We start from the raw sequence: 17,431 nt of genomic DNA, 5'->3' as shown, positions 1-17,431 counted from the left end.
ACTGGGTTGATAGGCCGGGTATGGAAGCCCTGTGAGGGGTGGAGTTGACCGGTACTAATAGGCCGAGGGCTTGTCCATAGAGGCTTCGCGTCCACTGTGCAGTTCTGAAACAACGAACAGCACATACCGGCCCCCTGTTGTGGGGGGTTGGGTGTGTTGGTGTTGTGTGTGTTTCGGTGGTTATAGCGTTGGGGAAACGCCCGGTCACATTTCGAACCCGGTAGCTAAGCCTTTCTGCGCCGATGGTACTGCATACGGGAGTGTGTGGGAGAGTAGGACACCGCCGAACTACCATTAAAGGCCCCTGGCCCCCAGCGTTCAGACGCTGGAGGCCAGGGGCCTTTTTCGTTTGTGCACATTTTTCTGGGCCGCCGGTTCTCGTAGGGTGCCGGTATGGGTTGTGAGCTGGTGGTCTTCGACAACGACGGGGTGCTCGTCGACAGCGAGCCGATATCGAATCGCATTCTCGCCGAGTACCTGAGTGAGCTGGGGCATCCGACCAGCTACGAGGAATCGATCGAGCGGTACATGGGATCGGCGGTGCACAGCATCCACGACTCGATTCGGGAGCGGAGCGGGCGTGAGCTCCCGGCCGACTTCGACGAGGTGTTCCACGGGCGGGTCTTCGAGGCGTTCCGCGAGGAACTGGAGCCGGTGGACGGGGCGGCCGAGGTTCTGCTGGCCCTCCGCGAGGCCGGCGTCGAGTACTGTCTGGCGTCGTCGGGGAGTCACGAGCGGATACGGGTCGCGCTGCGGAAGACGGGGCTGGAAAGGTTCTTTTCCCGGGGGGCGCTGTTCAGTGCGGACGATGTGGGGCGGGGTAAGCCGGCGCCCGACCTGTTTCTGCATGCGGCCGCTGTGCGCGGGGTGAAGGCCGAGGAGTGCGTCGTCGTCGAGGACAGTCCTGCGGGGGTGCAGGCTGCGCGGGCGGCCGGGATGGACGTTCTCGGGTTCTGTGCGATGACGCCGAGGGAGCGGTTGGGCGGGGCCAGGGCGTGTTTCTCCGAAATGGCCGAGCTGCCTGGGCTGTTGGGGCTCGAAAGTGAGTGAGCGCTACATCTGTCGGTGAACCACTCCCGCTTCTAGGGTGCGTTCATGTCACGTACGCGGCGCTCTCGTGGGCGGATATCCCTTGCTGTTGCCTTCTTCGCGCAGGGCGTCGTTTTTGCTCTTCTGGTGACGCGTATCCCTGCGGTGCAGGATCGGTACGAGCTGTCGGACGCCGTGTTGCCGGCCTTTCTTGCTGCGGTGCCGGTGTTGGCCGGGGTGGGGAGCGTCTGCACCGAGCGGGTTGTGCGGAGGGTGCGGCCGAGCGTCGTGCTGCGGTGGGCGCAGCCGGTCGTGGGGCTGGCGCTGCTGGGGGTCGGCGCGTTCGACGGGCTCGTGCAACTGTGCCTCGTACTCGGCGCGTTCGGGCTCTTCGTGGGTGCTCTCGATGCGTCGATGAACATGCTCGGTGTCAGCTTGCAGCGCGAGTACGGGCGAAGCATCATGCTGGGGTTCCACGCTGCCTACAGTCTTGGCGGGATCGTGGGCGCTTCGTTGGCGTGGTGCGGGGCCCACTGGGCGTGGGGGCTGGCGGAGTTGTACGGGCCCGTGGTGCTCGTGGCCGTGCCGGCTGCGTTGGTGGCGAGCCGGTGGTACCGGGACGCTCCTGCTGAGGATGCTCCGGTTACGCAGCCCGAGGGCGTCGGGCCGGGGATGCGGCTGCTGCTGCCGCTCTGCTTCGTGATGTCGTTCGCGTACATCGGTGACTCGACCGTCTCCAACTGGAGCGCCAAGTACCTGCACGACGTGCTCGGGGGTTCCGAGCAGTTGGCCACGGTGCCCTACAACGTCTACATGGTGACGACGCTGCTGGGCCGCGCGGTCGGGGACCTCGGGGTGCGGCGTTTCGGCGCGGTGGCTGTCGTGCGTGCGGGGACGGTTCTGGCCGCGCTGGGGTTCGCGGTGGTGGCGGGAGCCCCGGGTGCCTGGGCTGGGATGGCCGGGTTCACTGCGCTGGGGCTGGGCCTCTGCGTGCTCGTGCCGCAGACGTTCGCAGCAGCGGGCAGGCTCTTCCCCGGGGCCTCGGACGCCGCGGTGGCACGGTTGAACATCTTCAACTACGTGGGTTTCCTCGTCGGTTCGCCGTTGGTGGGGGCCGTCGGGGACGTGTGGAGCTATCGCGGCGCGATGCTGATCCCGATGGTGCTCGTACTGGTGACATTGGGGTACGCGCGCTCGTTCGAGGGAGTGGGCGGCGGATACGGTGAGCGGCATGAGCGGTCGCGCGCAGCTGATGTGGAATGAGGCGGTCACCGCCTACGACTTCGGTCCGGGACATCCGATGGACCCCGTCCGGCTCGCCCTGACGATGCGTCTCGCGGAGGCCCTGGTCCTGCCCCGCGCCCCGGAGTTGCGGGTGCGCTCGGTGCCGGCGGCCGGTGACTCGACGCTGCGGCTCGTGCACCGGCAGGACTATATCGACGCGGTGCGCAAGGCGGCGGCCGATCCCGCGTCGGCCCGCGGAGAGTACGGCCTCGGGACGATCGACGATCCGGCCTTCCCCGGTATGCACGACGCCTCGGCGCTGATCGCGGGGATGTCGGTCGCCGCGGCGGAAGCGGTATGGCGAGGGGAGGCCGAGCACGCGGTGAACTTCAGCGGCGGCCTCCACCACGCGATGCCGGGCGGCGCCTCGGGGTTCTGCGTGTACAACGATGCGGCTCTCGCGGTCGCGCGTCTGCTGGAGATGGGCGCCGAGCGCGTGGCGTACGTCGACACCGACGTGCACCACGGGGACGGTGTGCAAGCTGCGTTCTGGGACGACCCCCGGGTGCTGACGATCTCCGTCCACGAGGACCCCGGCACGCTCTTCCCCGGCACGGGCTGGCCGGAGGAGACCGGTGGCGCCAACGCGGAGGGCACGTCCATCAACCTGCCGCTGCCTGCGGGGACTTCGGACGCCGGATGGCTGCGCGCGATGCACGCGGTGGTGCCGGAGCTGCTCCGGGCTTTCGCTCCGGAGGTGCTGGTGACGCAGCACGGTGCGGACACCCACGTCGACGACCCGCTGGCTCACCTGGGCGTGAGCGTGGACGCACAACGGGCTGCGGCCGAGTCGTGCCACGGCTGGGCCCACGAGTTCGCCGGAGGCAGGTGGCTCGCGCTCGGCGGCGGAGGGTACGCGGTCGTGGAGGTGGTGCCGCGGACCTGGACGCATCTGGTGGGGCTGGCCGCGGGTGCGCCCGTCGAGCCGGGGACCGAGGTGCCGGCCGACTGGCTTGCCGAGGTGTACGCGCGGACCGGTGAGGTGCTTGAGCCGCGCCGGATGACCGACGGTGTCGAAGTCACCTGGCGGAGTTGGGAGTCGGGGTACGACCCGGCGGAGGCGCTCGATCGGGCCGTGGTGCGGGTGCGGCGGGCCGTTTTTCCCGCGCACGGACTCCTGCCGTAGGCGCGGCTGTTGAACGGGGCCTCGGCGCGGGCTGGAGTGGAGCTGCGAACGTGGCGGCGGACCCGTCGAGTTGGGATGTTCGCCGGTGTGGTGCGTCACCCGATCCGGGGAAAGTGACCGGCAACGAGCCTCCGGCGTCGGGCCGTTGCGACGGTGAAGCCCGGTGCGCGGGCTCGTGTGCGGCGAGCGGCGAGCGGCGTGGGACGCGGGGCGGAGCGGGCACGCGCGTCGACTCCCGGGCCGCTACGCCACATGGGACTCATCGTCCTCGGCACTCTGCTGCGGTGTACTAGGATCAGCGACGGGCAGACGTGTCGACATAACGACCCGATTCCGAGTACGCCCGTACAACCGGAGCTACGCACGGAGAGTCCCGGTGCGGGCTCGGCGGGGACCCGGGGGCGGTACGACGCGGTGCGGTACGGGCGCGTCGGAAGCCTCCTGTTCGTGGCGGGGAAGTTCCCGGAGCGCGGTGGCAACTCGCCCTCGTCCGGTGGGAGTTCAGAGCGGTGCACGTGGAAAACTCGCTGGTCGGAGCCGGTTGGCGGAGGGCCGGGCAAGGGTAGGGGAAGAGCGGGAGTCGGTCGGGCGGTGGGCGGGTGCGGGGCGTGTGCCGGTTCCGGTTGATGACGCGGTGCGGTTCGGTTACTACCGTGCGCTTACTCGCTATGTACTCAATCGAGCGTGTCTGTCCCAGAAGCGTGCTGAACGCTACTCCTCTTCACCACTTGCATCACCCGCCCCTAATCTGGGGAGGAGCGCACATGCGACCAGGAGTCACCGGAGGGGAAGCCGGTGCCCGACATGTGCGGAAGGTTCAGGTGTGACATGGCTGCTGGTAAGGGACCTCTCAACGAGGTCGTGTTCCTGACCGTGGCGGAAGTCGCCTCGGTGATGCGAGTCTCCAAGATGACCGTGTACCGCTTGGTGCACAGCGGTCATCTGCCTGCGATCAGGGTCGGCCGGTCCTTCCGGGTTCCGGAAAAGGCCGTGCACGAGTACCTCCAGGAGTCCTACGTGGGGGTGGAGAGCGCCTGACGTTCAGCGGCGCTCGCAGAGTGCGGGTGCGGTCAGCCGGACCGCACCCGTTCCTCCGGCGACCCTCGGTTAACGAGCACTCCCCGGTGCCGGGTAGGCTGGCCCTGTGTAGGTCGTGTGGGCTCGGACGCCCCGCACCGAGTGATTCGAAATGAGTCGCCCCCGCCCATGAGGCGGGGTCGCATCGCGTGAGCGAGGGTTGTCGTGGGTTCTGTCATCAAGAAGCGGCGCAAGCGGATGGCGAAGAAGAAGCACCGCAAGCTGCTGAAGCGCACGCGCGTGCAGCGTCGCAACAAGAAGTGAGCGCGCACCGACGTCGTTGATCGCCGCCCTTTCCCGCACCGCTCGGTGTCGGGGAGGGCGGCGTTCGTCGCTCCAGGGGGAAGTCCGCCCGCAGACGCCTTCCGTCACCGGGGTGCCACACCCGATCGGTACCGTGGGCGCACCCGGCGGGCGCCTGTGAGGGCGTGGCGCCGCGTCGGTGGGGACCAGGGAGCAGCCTTCAGGGAGGGGCCTTGGGCAGGGTCGTACTCGTCACCGGGGCGGCACGTGCGAGCGCCGGTGCCTTCATCCGCAGTCTCCAGGACTCGGAAGAGGTGGAGCGGGTCGTCGCCGTCGACCTGCGGCAGCCCGTACATCCGCTCGGGGCCGCGGAGTTCGTCCGGCTCGACATACGGCAGCCCGCGATCGCCGGCGTGCTCGCTGGGCACGGCGTCGACACCGTCGTCCACCTGGATTTGCAGGGGACGCCGTCGCCGCTCGGGCGTTCGCGCACCGCGGTCAAGGAGACCAACGTCATCGGGACGATGCAGCTACTCGGAGCGTGCCAGAAGGCGCCGGCACTGCGGCGGCTCGTCGTGAAGTCGACCACGGGCGTCTACGGTTCGGCGCCGCGTGACCCCGCGCTCTTCGACGAGACGATGCGCTCGAGGGCCCTGCCGCGCGGCGGGTTCGCCAGGGACGCGGTCGAGGCGGAAGGGTACGTCCGCGGGTTCGCGCGGCGCAGGCCCGACGTCGCGGTCTCGGTGCTGCGTTTCGCCCACGAGTTGGGGTCGGCTCGGGAGGCCCCGCTCGCCGGCTACTTCTCGCTGCCCGTCCTTCCGACGGTGCTCGGGCACGATCCGCGGCTCCAGTTCGTGCACGAAGAGGACGTGCTCGGCGCGCTCCACCGGGTACTCGCACCCGACGGGCCCGCGGGGACGTTCAACATCGCCGGTGACGGCGTGCTCCTTCTCTCGCAGTGCGCACGCCGGTTGGGGCGTCCGACGCTGCCGCTGCCGCTTCCGGCGCTGGGGTGGTCGGGCGCCGCACTGCGTGCCGCCGGAGCGCCCGATCTGCCGGCGGAGCTCGTCGACGTGCTGACGCACGGGGGCGCGGTGGCGACGGGGCACGCGCGGGAGGTGCTCGGCTTCACCGCGCGGCGGAGCACGGCCGAGGTGTTGGAGGCGTTCCTGCGGAGGCGAGGGTCCGGACCGGTTCCGCCGCAGCGGCTGGCCGGTGCCGTGGACCTGTTCGCCGGGCTGCTGCCCGGGCGCAAGGAGGGGTAGGAGGTGCGTCGAAGTGGCTGATGCGAAGGTGATTCCGTTCGACGACGACCGCGGTCGGGGCCGCGGTACGGGGCGGGAGCGTCGCATGCGCACCGAAGGGGGCGAGAGGGGGAGCGGCACGTCCACGCGGCGGTCGACTCCCGGCGAAGGTCCGCTCAAGTCCGTGCCGGAGCAGTCACGTTCGGAAGGAGAACCCGTTCCCCCGAACGAGGGGCGGGGAGAGGCGACGCCCGCAACCGAAGTGTCAGAACCGAGCATGCTCGAGCGGCTGCTCGGCTCCGACTGGGAGGACCGCGCCGCGCACGGGCTCGCCTTCCTGCGGCGGCGGCTCACCGGCGAGTACGAGGTCGACGACTTCGGCTACGACCGCGAACTCACCGACCAGGTGCTGATGTCGCTCCTGCGCCCCCTGTACGAGAAGTACTTCCGCGTCGAGGTGCGCGGCCTGGAGAACATACCGGACGAGGGCGCAGCGCTGATCGTCTCCAACCACTCGGGGACGCTGCCGCTCGACGGGCTCATGCTCCAGGTCGCCGTCCACGACCACCATCCGGCCGATCGCACGCTGCGGCTCCTCGGTGCCGACCTCGTCTTCGTGCTGCCCGTCGTCGGGGAGTTGGCGCGCAAGGCGGGGCACACGCTCGCCTGTGCCGAGGACGCAGGGGCGCTTCTGGAGCGCGGCGAACTCGTCGGTGTGATGCCCGAGGGGTTCAAGGGGCTGGGGAAGCCGTTCGCCGAGCGGTACAAGCTGCAGAGGTTCGGGCGGGGCGGCTTCGTCTCCACGGCGTTGCGGACGGGCGCGCCCATCGTGCCGTGCTCGGTGGTGGGTGCGGAGGAGATCTACCCGATGGTGGGCAACTCCCGTACGCTCGCACGGCTGCTCGGCGTCCCGTACTTTCCGGTGACGCCGACCTTCCCCTGGCTCGGACCGCTGGGCGCGGTACCGCTGCCGACGAAGTGGACGATCCAGTTCGGGGAGCCGCTCCCCACCGACGGGTACGCGCCCGAGGCGGCGGAGGACCCGATGCTGCTGTTCAACCTCACCGACCAGGTGCGCGAGACGATCCAACACACGCTCTACAAGCTGCTCGTGGGCCGCCGCTCGGTCTTCTTCTGAGCCGGCGGCGGCTCTTCGCGCGCCGCGCTACTCCTTGTCGCCGAGACCGAGCCCCGGGAGCACGTCGGGGAGGATCGGCGGGACGGTGAGTTCGGGGGCGGGGCCCGACGGGCCTTCGGGCCGGGGCTCCTGCTGGGACGGGGACTCGTCGTCCTCGTCGCGGTCGGGGACGAGGACGCCCGGGCCGCCGAGCAGGCCCTCCTCGTGCCCGGAGCCGTCGGTGGGGGAAGGCTCTTCGGCTTCGCCGTGGTCCCCTGTGCGGCCGCCTGCATCGTCGGAGGAGCGAGGGGTCGGCGGCGGGGAGGGCGCTTCTTCGCCTGTGCGGTCGCCTGTGCCGCGCCTGTGCTCGGGGGGTGCGTGGTCGTCCTCGCGCGGGAGGAGGGAGCGCAGGGGGCGGACCTCATCGTCCATGGCGTCGAAGACGGAGTTCACCTCCCTGCTCACGTCGCTGAGTTGCTGCGGGAGGCGCTCTTCGACGCGGGCCCAGCCCGAGCGGTGCTGGCCCGCGAAGGCGGAGAGGGAGCGGATGCGGGCGATGTCGCCGTCCCGGCGGTAGGCGGAGCTGAGGAGGTGGTGGCCCTCCTTCGCCTCCTCGTGCATGCCGGAGAGGGCGCTGCGGATCTCGGTGACGGAGGAGTCGTCGAGGGGGCCGCTGCGGTCGCGTTCGAGGAGGCGTTGGGCCTCGTGCAGGCGTGTGGAGGCGTGGTCGAGGAGGAGGGCGCCGCGGGCGGCGTCGTCCCTTGCGAGGTCGAGGCGGAGGTCCTCCATCCCGCGCTTCACCCCGTAGAGCGAATCGCCGGGGAGCGCTCCGGTGCTGGCGGCGGCGACGCCGCCGAGCGTGCCGGCGGCCACGGTGAGCCCGAGGCCGCCCACCGCGATCCCTTTGCCCCAGCGGGACTTGGGGCGCAGCCGGTGGAGCGGGCCTCCGCCGGGCTCGGGGCGGGCGTCGCGCTGTGCGGGGAGGGACGGCTCCGGTGCCTCGGCGTAGGCACGTTCCATCGCAGCGACGAGGCCGGCGCGCTGGGTCTCCTTGACGTCCTCGGCCAACTCGGGCCGGGGGACGGAGGCGAGACGGGCCGCCACGGCGAGCGGAACGCCGCCGTCCGGACCGGGGGACAGGCTCTCGGCGGTGGACTGCTGCGCCGCCGGACCATCGGTGCCGGGCCCGGCCTCGCCGACCGCCGTGCCCTCGGTGAGCTCGCGCTCCAGGGCATCGGCGAAGGCGAGGGCCCGGCGGCCCGTCGAGGTCGATCCGATCACAGGCGGCACCTCCTCTCGTCGACACGGTCGACTCCCCGCGAGACAGGGGTGGTTGTGCGGCCGAGCCGAACGCGCTCCGGTGGGGCGCGCGAGGGGCGTGCCGCGGCTGCGGGGAGTCTGCAACCCCCACAACGAGCGGCGGAGCAGTCGGGTTACGGAACCACGATGATGTGACCGCGGGTGCCCGCGGCCCTCCGGAGCGTATCGGCTCCGGAGCTCAAACCGCGGTCGGCGAAAGGAAGTTGGGCCCTACGGGTGCGGCGGGGAGTGCTCAGCGGACGTCGTCCGGGAGCAGCCGCGCCAGGGTGCGGACGGCGCGGTACTGGAGGGTTTTGATCGCGCCCTCGTTCTTGTGCATGATCCGCGCCGTCTCGGCCACCGAGAGGCCCTGGAGAAAACGGAGCGTGACGCATTCCTGTTGCTGGGGGTTGAGTCTACGGACGGCCTGGAGCAAGGAGGCGTTGGAGAGTGATTCGAGGACGGACTCCTCTGGCGAGCGCTCGACCTCGTTGGCGTCGAGCATCTCGCCCGTCGTCACTTCCAGACGGAAACGGCTGGACTTGAAGTGGTCGGCCACGAGGTTCCTCGCGATGGTGACGAGCCAGGCGCCGAAGTCCCTGCCCTGCCAGGTGAAGGTGCTGATCCGGCGCAGTGCGCGCAGGAAGGTCTCGCTGGTGAGGTCTTCGGCCGTGGCCCGGCCGCCGACGCGGTAGTAGATGTAGCGGTAGACGGTGTCGCTGTACTGGTCGTAGAGCCGGCCGAACGCTTCCGCCTCGCCGGACTGGGCCCGTTCGACGAGCTCCATCATGCGGCGGCTGTCGGCGTCCTGGGCCGGGGTGCGCCTGCTCGCGGCGGCGCGGCCGCGGCGGCGGGCGGCGGTCGGCGGATGTGCGCTCACCGCGGTGCCGGTGCCGGGGCTCGCTGCTTCGGCGGTGGCGTTGGCGGTGGCGTGGTCGGTCGGTTGGGTGGCGGCTCCCTGTGTGCCCTGTGCGCTGTCGGCGAGGGCGTATCGGGGGCCTGCGGGGACAGGTGCGGGTGGTGCGGCTGCGGCGGCCAGGGCCGGGACGGCGTACGCGGTGGGGACGAATGCACGCAGTTGGTCGACGACTGTCGTGCGCAGCGTAGCCAGGCCCGAGGCGTCAACCCCGACGTGTGGGTACACGGGACTCCCAGAGGCAGAGCTTCCATCACGTGCAGTGCGGGACCGTTCGCCCGTGTGGACGGATGGGTACCGAATTGCGTCTGAGGAGAATAACGCTTCGTAAAGGCGGCACTACCCCTAGTTGTTGAAATCGTCGATTCGGTTTGGTCTGTTATGAGTTGGGGTCAGAGCTCTAGGGGAATGCAGACGAGAAACTGATCAGTTTTGAGACAGGTTCTGTCGCTTCAGGGGCGTTCTGTGACGACCCTCCCTCCGCGGCGCTTCCGGAGGACTGGTCGCCGCGGTACGGGGTAACAAGACGAGTTCGGCCCTCGCCCGGGCGCGCTCCGTGACGGTCGCGCTGCGGCGGCTTCCTCGCGCGCGGACGTGCGCAGCGGCGTGCGGTGCGGGTGGAGCGCCGGTGACGCGCGGGGCAGGGGCAGGAGTTCAGCGGCGGCGGCGCTGGAGCGCGACCGCTGCGACCGCGCCTCCTGCGACCGCGCCGACGCCGGCGGCGGCCGGGATGCCGACCTTCGCCGCCTTGCGCCCGGTGCGGTAGTCCCGCAGCCGCCAGCCCATCTCCCGTGCGTGCTCCCGGAGTCGGGTGTCCGGGTTGATCGCGTACGGGTGGCCGACGAGGGAGAGCATCGGGATGTCGTTGGCCGAGTCGCTGTAGGCGGCGCACCTGTCGAGGTCGAGGCTCTCGGCCGCGGCGAGCGCGCGGACCGCCTCCGCCTTCGCCGGGCCGTGCAGCGGTTCGCCGACGAGTCGCCCGGTGTAGACGCCGCCGACGGACTCGGCGACGGTGCCGAGCGCCCCCGTCAGGCCGAGGCGCCTGGCGATGATCGTCGCAGCCTCGACGGGGGCCGCGGTGACGAGCCAGACCTTCTGGCCGGCGTCGAGGTGCGCCTGCGCGAGGGAGCGGGTGCCGGGCCAGATGCGGCCGGCCATGTACTCGTCGTAGATCTCCTCGCCGATCGACATCAGCTCCGCGACGCGGTGGCCCTTGACGATCGAGAGCGCGCTGTCGCGAGCCTCCTCCATGTGGCCGCTGTTCTCGGTGCCTGCGAGCCTGAAGTACGCCTGCTGCCAGGCGAACCGGGTCAGTTCGCGGGTCTGGAAGAAGTTCCTCTTGTAGAGGCCGCGGCCGAAGTGGAACAGGGCGGCGCCCTGCATGACGGTGTTGTCGAGGTCGAAGAAGGCCGCGGCGAGGGGGTCACCGCTGACCGGGAACTGCTCCTCGTGCTCCTCGGCGGCTGCGGACTCCCGCGCCAGCTCCTCCTGTTCGGCCTGCTCCTGTTTCCGCGCCGCCTCCGCGGCCGCCTCGCCTGCCAGCACGCTCCGCGCGGTCGCGGAGCGCTTGCGTGGGGAGAGCCATGCGGGAAGGGGCATGTGGCGAGCATAGCCATACCGCGGACCGCGCCTGTTACGGCCGGACGTCCTGCGGGTGTGCGGCGAGCGGTTCGCGGTGCGCGAGCGGACGGGCGTTCGGCGCCTGGCACCGGTCGCGCGACGGGAGAATGGGCGTATGCGAAAAGTGACGTTGATCGGGAAGCCGGGGTGCCACCTGTGCGAGGTGGCGCGCGACGTGGTGGCGCGGGTCTGCGAGGAGACCGCTGCCGAGTGGGAGGAGCGCGACATCAACAAGGACGAGGAGCTGTACCGGAAGTACTGGGAGCAGATTCCGGTCGTCCTCGTAGACGGGGAGCAGCACGACTTCTGGCGCGTCGATCCGGAGCGGCTGCGGCGGGCGCTCGTCGGCTAGCGCGGTCGCGGACGGACGCTCGGTGAGCGGCCGGACGCGGTGCGTGCGGCGGGAGTTGGGGTCGGCTTTCACGGTCCGGGGTGCGGTCGTTCGTGGTCGGGATTCGAGCCGGATTCGATTACCATCGAGGTCGTTTTGCCGTCCGGGGGCGTATACGTGAGGAGTGTGTCCGCGTGTCCCTGTTGGCGTTTGTGGCTCCGGTCACGTTGCCGGGACAAAGCGGACACCATCTTTGTGCACGCGTTCACAAAGGCATAGCCTGGGCGCGACGGAGCGGTCAGGGCAAAAGCCTCGCGGAGGACCGCTCACCGCTTCGCGCAAACGGCAGGAGCAACGTGGCAACTGGCCGAAACCACCGACCGGCGACGAGCCGCAGCCGAGGCATCCCCGAGGCCACCGTCGCCCGCCTTCCGCTGTATCTGCGGGCGCTCACCGCGCTCTCCGAGCGCTCGGTGCCGACGGTCTCCTCCGAGGAGCTGGCGAGCGCCGCCGGCGTCAACTCGGCCAAGCTGCGCAAGGATTTCTCCTACCTCGGCTCCTACGGGACGAGGGGCGTCGGCTACGACGTCGAGTACCTCGTCTACCAGATCTCCCGCGAGTTGGGGCTCACCCAGGACTGGCCCGTCGTCATCGTCGGTATCGGCAACCTCGGTGCCGCGCTCGCCAATTACGGGGGGTTCGCCTCCCGCGGGTTCCGCGTCGCCGCCCTGATCGACGCCGACCCCTCGCTGAGCGGGAAGCCGGTCGCCGGTATCGGTGTGCAGCACACGGACGAGTTGGAGAAGGTCGTCGACGACAACGGCGTCTCGATCGGCGTGATCGCCACCCCGGCCGGCGCCGCGCAGCAGGTCTGCGACCGCCTCGTCGCCGCCGGGATCACCTCCATCCTCAACTTCGCGCCGACCGTGCTGTCGGTGCCCGAGGGGGTCGACGTCCGCAAGGTCGACCTCTCCATAGAGCTCCAGATCCTCGCCTTTCACGAGCAGCGCAAGGCGGGTGAGGACGTGCCGGCCGAGGAGGACACGGCGCCGCCGGCCGCGCCGCCCGCTGCTTCCGTCACCAAGCGCACCGACTCCGGACCTGACGGGGACCTGCCCGCCGTGATGCCGGCATGAGTCTGCTCGTCGTAGGTCTGAGCCATCGCAGCGCGCCGGTGAGCGTGCTGGAGCGCGCGGCGCTCGCCGCCGAGGTGCGCGGAGGGCTGCTCGGCGCCGTGGTGGGCAGCGAGCCCGCAGCCGAGGCCGCCGTCCTCTCCACGTGCAACCGGATCGAGCTCTACGCCGACGTGGAGAAGTTCCACGCCGGTGTCGCCGAACTCTCCACGCTGCTCGCCGAGTACAGCGGCGTCGACCTGGAGGAGCTCACCCCCTACCTCTACGTCCACTACGAGGACCGCGCCGTCCACCACCTCTTCTCGGTGGCCTGCGGGCTCGACTCGATGGTCGTCGGCGAGGGCCAGATCCTCGCGCAGATCAAGGACGGGCTGGCGCTCGCGCAGCAGCAGCACACCGCGGGACGGCTGCTCAACGACCTCTTCCAGCAGGCGCTCCGCGTCGGCAAGCGGGCGCACACCGAGACGGGGATCGACAGAGCCGGGCAGTCGCTCGTCACCTTCGGGCTCCAGCAGCTCGCCGGTGCGCCGGAGTTGGCCGGGTGGGCCGAGGGGAAGCGGGCGCTGGTGATCGGCGCCGGCTCGATGTCGTCGCTCGCGGCCACGACGCTCGCACGGGAAGGCGTGGCCGAACTGGTGATCGCCAACAGGACCGTGGGCCGCGCCGAGCGGCTCGCCGAGAGCCTCGCGGAGACCACGGGCGTGAAGGCGGCCGCCGTCTCCGTCGACGAGGTGCCGCGCGAGATGCCCTACGCCGACATCGTCGTCTCCTGCACCGGCGCCACAGGGCTCGTCCTCACCGCCGAAGCCGTGGGGGAGGCGCTGGCGTTCCGCGGCCCGGTCACGGAGCCCGGCATCCTCGACCTCGCCATGCCGAGGGACGTCGATGCCGCCGTCCACGGGATCGACGGCGTCGGGCTGGTGGACATCGAGACGCTCGCCGAGGCCGAGGCGGACGCGCCGATGGCCGCCGACGTCGACGCCGTCCGGAACATCGTCGGCGAGGAGGTCGCCGCCTTCGGCGCCGCACAGCGCGCTGCGACGATCACCCCCACCGTGGTGGCGCTGCGCGCCATGGCGGCGGACGTCGTCACCTCCGAAATGACCCGCCTGGAGGGGCGGTTGCACGGGCTCGACGACAAGCAGCGCGCGGAGATCACGCAGACCGTGCGCCGCGTCGTCGACAAGCTCCTGCACGCCCCGACGGTGCGGGTGAAGCAGCTCGCGGGCGAGCCGGGCGGAGCCGGCTACGCGGACGCGCTGCGTGAACTCTTCGACCTCGACCCGCAGACGGTCGCCGCCGTCAGCAATCCCGAACAGGAGCGGCAATGACCGACGCCGTCCAGACCACCCGATCCCCGCTCAGGCTGGGTACGCGCCGCAGCAAACTCGCCATGGCGCAGTCCGGGCTCGTCGCCGAGCAGGTGCGGACGCTCACGGGGCGGGCCGTCGAGCTCGTCGAGATCACCACCTACGGCGACACCAGCCGCGAGCAGCTCGCGCAGATCGGCGGAACGGGTGTCTTCGTCAACGCGCTGCGCGATGCGCTGCTCGACGGCGAGATCGACTTCGCCGTCCACTCGCTCAAGGACCTCCCGACGACCCAGCCCGAGAACCTCAGGCTCGCCGCCGTGCCGCTGCGCGCGGACCCGAGGGACGCGCTCATCGCGCGGGACGGGCTCGACTTCCGGGGGCTCCTGGAGAGCGGCGGGGTGCCGCGCATCGGCACGGGGTCGCCCCGGCGTATGGCCCAACTCAACGCGTGGGCACGCGCGTTGGGCGCAGAGATCGAGACGGTTCCGATTCGGGGGAATATCGACACCCGGATCGGGTACGTGCGCTCCGGCGAGCTCGACGCGATCGTGCTCGCCGCCGCGGGGATGTCCCGGCTCGGACGGCTCGACGAGGCGACCGAGCTCATCGCCCCCGACGTAGTACTGCCCGCCCCCGGTCAGGGGGCACTCGCTGTGGAGTGCGCCGCGAGCAGCGCGCAACTCGCAGCACAGCTCGCCGAGCTCGACGACCTGCCGACGCGGGCCGCCGTCACGGCCGAGCGAACCCTGCTCGCCGCCTTGGAGGCCGGTTGCAGCGCACCCGTGGGTGCACTGGCCGACCTCCTTGTCGAGGGGCAGGTAGTCACCGAACTGCGCCTGCGCGGCGTCGTCGGCACCACCGACGGTTCCACGCTGGTGCAGCTGTCCACCACCGGTCCCGTACCGGCGTCCGACGGAGAGGACTCGGCCCCGCAGCACATGGGCCGGGAGCTCGCCGACGAGATGCTCGCCAAGGGTGCGGCCGGTCTGATGGGGGAGCGAGCACTTTGAGCCCCACCGCCGCCCAGAATCCGAGTACCACCCCGGAAGGCAGCAGCCCGCACCTCTATGGCGCGCACGGCCACGTGACCTTCCTCGGCGCGGGCCCGGGTGATCCCGGCCTGCTGACGCTGCGCGCCGTCGAAGCACTGTCGCAGGCCGACGTGCTGGTCGCCGACGCGCGGGTGCACGACATCGTCGCCGCGCACATCCGGCCGGGGGTGGACACACCGCTCCGAGCCGAATCTGACGCAGCCTCAACTGCCCCTGCAAGCAAGGGAAGTGACCTCCCGAATGCCGAGGATGCGGCCGATTCTGCCATGGCCGCGGCGCGCGCAGGCAAGCGGGTCGTCCGTGCTGTCGAGGGCGATCCCGGGTTCGACTCGGACGCCGCACGGGAGATGCTGGCGCTCGCGGCCGACGGCATCCCGTTCGAGGTCGTCCCCGGCATCACACCGGCCGTCGGCGTCCCCGCCTACGCGGGGGTGCCGCTGCGCGACGCGGAGGGGACCGACGTGCGGTTCGTCGACGCGCGTACGGCCGACGAGCGGTGTTGGACCGAGGTCGGCGCCAGCGAGGTGACCGCCGTCGTCTCGACGACGCTCGACGGGGTCGGCGCCGTCGCGGGCGAACTCGTCTCCGGGGGGCGGAAGCCCGACACCCCGCTGACGGTGACGCTCGCCGGCACCACCACGAGGCAGCGCACCTTCACCGCGACCGTCGGTTCGATCGCCCAGGTGTTGAAGTCCGCGAAGGTCCTGCCGGCGGCCGACGGGGGGCAGCCGGTCATAGCCGTGGTCGGTGAGCGGAGCGCGGCGGCGCAGCGTGAGCAGCTCGCCTGGTTCGAGTCGAAGCCGCTCTTCGGCTGGCAGGTCCTGGTGCCCCGCACCAGGGAGCAGGCCGCCTCGCTCTCCGACCAGCTCCGCTCCTACGGCGCCGTACCGGCCGAGGTGCCGACGATCGCCGTCGAACCGCCGCGCACGCCGCAGCAGATGGAGCGCGCGGTCAAGGGCCTCGTCACGGGCCGGTACGAGTGGATCGCCTTCACCTCGGTGAACGCGGTCAAGGCGGTGCGCGAGAAGTTCGAGGAGTACGGGCTCGACGCGCGGGCCTTCGCCGGGATCAAGGTCGCGGCCGTCGGCGAGCAGACGGCGAAGTCGTTGGTGGAGTTCGGGGTCAAGCCCGACCTCGTGCCGAGCGGCGAGCAGTCGGCCGCCGGGCTCCTGGAGGACTGGCCGCCGTACGACCCCGTCTTCGATCCGATCGACCGCGTCTTCCTGCCGCGTGCCGACATCGCGACCGAGACCCTCGTCGCGGGGCTGATCGAGCTCGGCTGGGAGGTGGACGACGTCACCGCGTACCGCACTGTGCGTGCGTCGCCGCCGCCTGCCGAGACGCGGGAGGCCATCAAGGGCGGTGGTTTCGACGCGGTACTCTTCACCTCGTCGAGCACTGTGCGGAATCTCGTGGGGATCGCGGGGAAGCCGCACAACGTGACCGTCATCGCCTGCATCGGCCCGGCCACGGCGAAGACGGCGGAGGAGCACGGCCTGCGGGTCGATGTACTCTCGCCCGAACCCTCGGTCCACAGACTCGCCGAGGCGCTCGCCGAGTTCGGCGCCAAGCGCCGGGCGACGGCCGTCGAGGCCGGGGAGCAGGTGAAGCGGCCGAGTGAGAAGCGCCCGGCGCGAAGGAGGTCCCGCTCGTGAGAGCGCAGGGAAGGTTCCCCGAGGTACGGCCGCGACGGCTGCGTACCACCCCCGCGATGCGGCGACTCGTCGCGGAGAACCGGCTGCACGCCGGCGACTTGATCCTCCCCGCCTTCGTCAGGGAGGGGATCGACGAGCCCGTGGAGATCGGTTCGATGCCCGGCGTCGTCCAGCACACGCGGGACACGTTGCGGAAGGCGGCCGCCGAGGCGGTCTCCGCCGGTGTCGGCGGGATCATGCTCTTCGGGGTCCCCGAGTTCAAGGACGCCTTCGGCTCGGCCGGCACCGACCCGGACGGCATCCTCCAGCAGGCGCTGCGCGACGTGCGCTCCGAGGTCGGTGACGACCTCATCGTCATGTCCGACCTGTGCCTCGACGAGTTCACCGACCACGGCCACTGCGGCGTGCTCGACTCCGAGGGCCGCGTCGACAACGACGCGACCCTGCGCCGCTATGCGGAGATGGCCGTCGTACAGGCGGAGGCCGGGGCGCACGTCCTCGGCCCGAGCGGCATGATGGACGGGCAGATCGGCGTCGTCCGGACGGCACTCGAGGAGTCGGGGCACGTGGACACGGCGGTGCTCGCCTACACGGCGAAGTACTCGTCGGCGTTCTTCGGGCCGTTCCGCGAGGCGGTCGGCTCCTCTCTGGAGGGCGACCGGAAGACGTACCAGCAGGACCCGGCGAACCGCCGTGAGTCCTTCCGCGAGCTGGAGCTCGACCTCGCGGAGGGCGCGGACATGGTGATGGTCAAGCCGGGGATGCCGTACCTCGACGTGGTGCGGGACTACGCGGAGCGCGTCGACGTGCCGCTCGCCGTCTACCAGGTCTCAGGCGAGTACTCCATGATCGAGAACGCCGCCGCGCAGGGGCTCGTCGACAGGGACGCCGCGATCATGGAGTCGCTCACCGGGTTCAAGCGCGCGGGGGCCGACACCGTCCTGACGTACTGGGCGACCGAGGTGGCCCAACGGCTCAGGGGGCTCTGAGAC

17 protein-coding genes and 1 rRNA gene are annotated in these 17,431 nt (G+C 70.9%); 15 read left to right on the top strand and 3 right to left on the bottom strand.

Features of this window, described 5'->3' with window-relative positions:
- Positions 1-172: 172 nt before the first annotated feature.
- From rrf to F603_RS0129510, 9 genes are all read left to right on the top strand, one after another.
- A 5S ribosomal RNA gene (gene rrf, locus F603_RS0129545) occupies positions 173-289 on the top strand.
- A 104-nt stretch (positions 290-393) separates the two neighbouring features.
- A complete protein-coding gene (locus tag F603_RS0129540) occupies positions 394-1,050 on the top strand; it encodes an HAD family hydrolase (RefSeq protein WP_019549538.1) in 657 nt (218 codons plus the stop codon).
- A gap of 45 nt (positions 1,051-1,095) precedes the next feature.
- On the top strand, positions 1,096-2,292 hold the full coding sequence (locus tag F603_RS0129535) for an MFS transporter (protein WP_019549537.1): 1,197 nt from the start codon (positions 1,096-1,098) through the stop codon (positions 2,290-2,292).
- Positions 2,261-3,439: an acetoin utilization protein AcuC gene (locus F603_RS0129530; RefSeq protein ID WP_019549536.1), complete on the top strand. Its 1,179-nt coding sequence runs from the start codon at positions 2,261-2,263 to the stop codon at positions 3,437-3,439. The genes F603_RS0129535 and F603_RS0129530 overlap by 32 nt, the downstream gene beginning before the upstream one ends.
- Before the next feature lie 163 nt (positions 3,440-3,602).
- A complete protein-coding gene (locus F603_RS36630; RefSeq protein ID WP_078503789.1) occupies positions 3,603-4,310 on the top strand; it encodes a phosphatase in 708 nt (235 codons plus the stop codon).
- Entirely contained in the window at positions 4,268-4,477 is a 210-nt protein-coding gene (locus tag F603_RS0129525) for a helix-turn-helix domain-containing protein (protein WP_033196280.1), read from the top strand. The genes F603_RS36630 and F603_RS0129525 overlap by 43 nt, the downstream gene beginning before the upstream one ends.
- Positions 4,478-4,681: 204 nt before the next feature.
- A complete protein-coding gene (locus tag F603_RS34475; protein ID WP_003948845.1) occupies positions 4,682-4,780 on the top strand; it encodes a 30S ribosomal protein bS22 in 99 nt (32 codons plus the stop codon).
- Between the two features lie 212 nt (positions 4,781-4,992).
- On the top strand, positions 4,993-6,024 hold the full coding sequence (locus tag F603_RS0129515; RefSeq protein WP_019549535.1) for an NAD-dependent epimerase/dehydratase family protein: 1,032 nt from the start codon (positions 4,993-4,995) through the stop codon (positions 6,022-6,024).
- 13 nt (positions 6,025-6,037) lie between these two features.
- Positions 6,038-7,141 (top strand): lysophospholipid acyltransferase family protein, encoded by a 1,104-nt coding sequence (locus F603_RS0129510; protein ID WP_026328829.1) that lies wholly within the window; start codon positions 6,038-6,040, stop codon positions 7,139-7,141.
- Positions 7,142-7,168: 27 nt separating this feature from the next.
- On the opposite strand, the gene F603_RS0129505 is transcribed toward F603_RS0129510, so the two are convergent.
- The 3 genes from F603_RS0129505 to F603_RS0129495 form a co-directional block, all read right to left on the bottom strand.
- The gene (locus F603_RS0129505) at positions 7,169-8,401 is read right to left on the bottom strand and encodes a DUF5667 domain-containing protein (protein WP_019549533.1); all 1,233 of its coding nucleotides are present in this window, start codon (positions 8,399-8,401) and stop codon (positions 7,169-7,171) included.
- A 271-nt stretch (positions 8,402-8,672) separates the two neighbouring features.
- A complete protein-coding gene (locus F603_RS0129500) occupies positions 8,673-9,563 on the bottom strand; it encodes an ECF subfamily RNA polymerase sigma factor, BldN family (protein ID WP_019549532.1) in 891 nt (296 codons plus the stop codon).
- Positions 9,564-9,989: 426 nt separating this feature from the next.
- Positions 9,990-10,934, bottom strand: coding sequence for an HAD family hydrolase (locus F603_RS0129495; protein WP_019549531.1), 945 nt, complete (start codon positions 10,932-10,934; stop codon positions 9,990-9,992).
- 136 nt (positions 10,935-11,070) lie between these two features.
- Here F603_RS0129495 and F603_RS0129490 point away from each other — a divergent pair, with 136 nt between their 5' ends.
- The 6 genes from F603_RS0129490 to hemB all read left to right on the top strand — a co-directional run bounded on the left by F603_RS0129490 (position 11,071) and on the right by hemB (position 17,428).
- Positions 11,071-11,307 (top strand): glutaredoxin family protein, encoded by a 237-nt coding sequence (locus tag F603_RS0129490; RefSeq protein WP_037957352.1) that lies wholly within the window; start codon positions 11,071-11,073, stop codon positions 11,305-11,307.
- A 335-nt stretch (positions 11,308-11,642) separates the two neighbouring features.
- Positions 11,643-12,422 (top strand): redox-sensing transcriptional repressor Rex, encoded by a 780-nt coding sequence (locus tag F603_RS0129485; protein WP_019549529.1) that lies wholly within the window; start codon positions 11,643-11,645, stop codon positions 12,420-12,422.
- The gene (locus tag F603_RS0129480; RefSeq protein WP_026328827.1) at positions 12,419-13,750 is read left to right on the top strand and encodes a glutamyl-tRNA reductase; all 1,332 of its coding nucleotides are present in this window, start codon (positions 12,419-12,421) and stop codon (positions 13,748-13,750) included. The genes F603_RS0129485 and F603_RS0129480 overlap by 4 nt, the downstream gene beginning before the upstream one ends.
- Positions 13,747-14,742, top strand: coding sequence for a hydroxymethylbilane synthase (gene hemC / locus F603_RS0129475; RefSeq protein WP_019549527.1), 996 nt, complete (start codon positions 13,747-13,749; stop codon positions 14,740-14,742). Before F603_RS0129480 ends, hemC begins: the two co-directional genes overlap by 4 nt.
- Positions 14,739-16,439 (top strand): bifunctional uroporphyrinogen-III C-methyltransferase/uroporphyrinogen-III synthase, encoded by a 1,701-nt coding sequence (locus tag F603_RS0129470; protein ID WP_019549526.1) that lies wholly within the window; start codon positions 14,739-14,741, stop codon positions 16,437-16,439. Before hemC ends, F603_RS0129470 begins: the two co-directional genes overlap by 4 nt.
- The gene (hemB, locus tag F603_RS0129465) at positions 16,436-17,428 is read left to right on the top strand and encodes a porphobilinogen synthase (RefSeq protein WP_019549525.1); all 993 of its coding nucleotides are present in this window, start codon (positions 16,436-16,438) and stop codon (positions 17,426-17,428) included. Before F603_RS0129470 ends, hemB begins: the two co-directional genes overlap by 4 nt.
- The last annotated feature ends 3 nt before the right edge of the window (positions 17,429-17,431 follow it).

The organism is Streptomyces sulphureus DSM 40104 (assembly GCF_000381025.1).
GTDB lineage: Bacteria > Actinomycetota > Actinomycetes > Streptomycetales > Streptomycetaceae > Streptomyces > Streptomyces sulphureus.
This window is presented reverse-complemented; position numbering and strand designations above follow the sequence as displayed.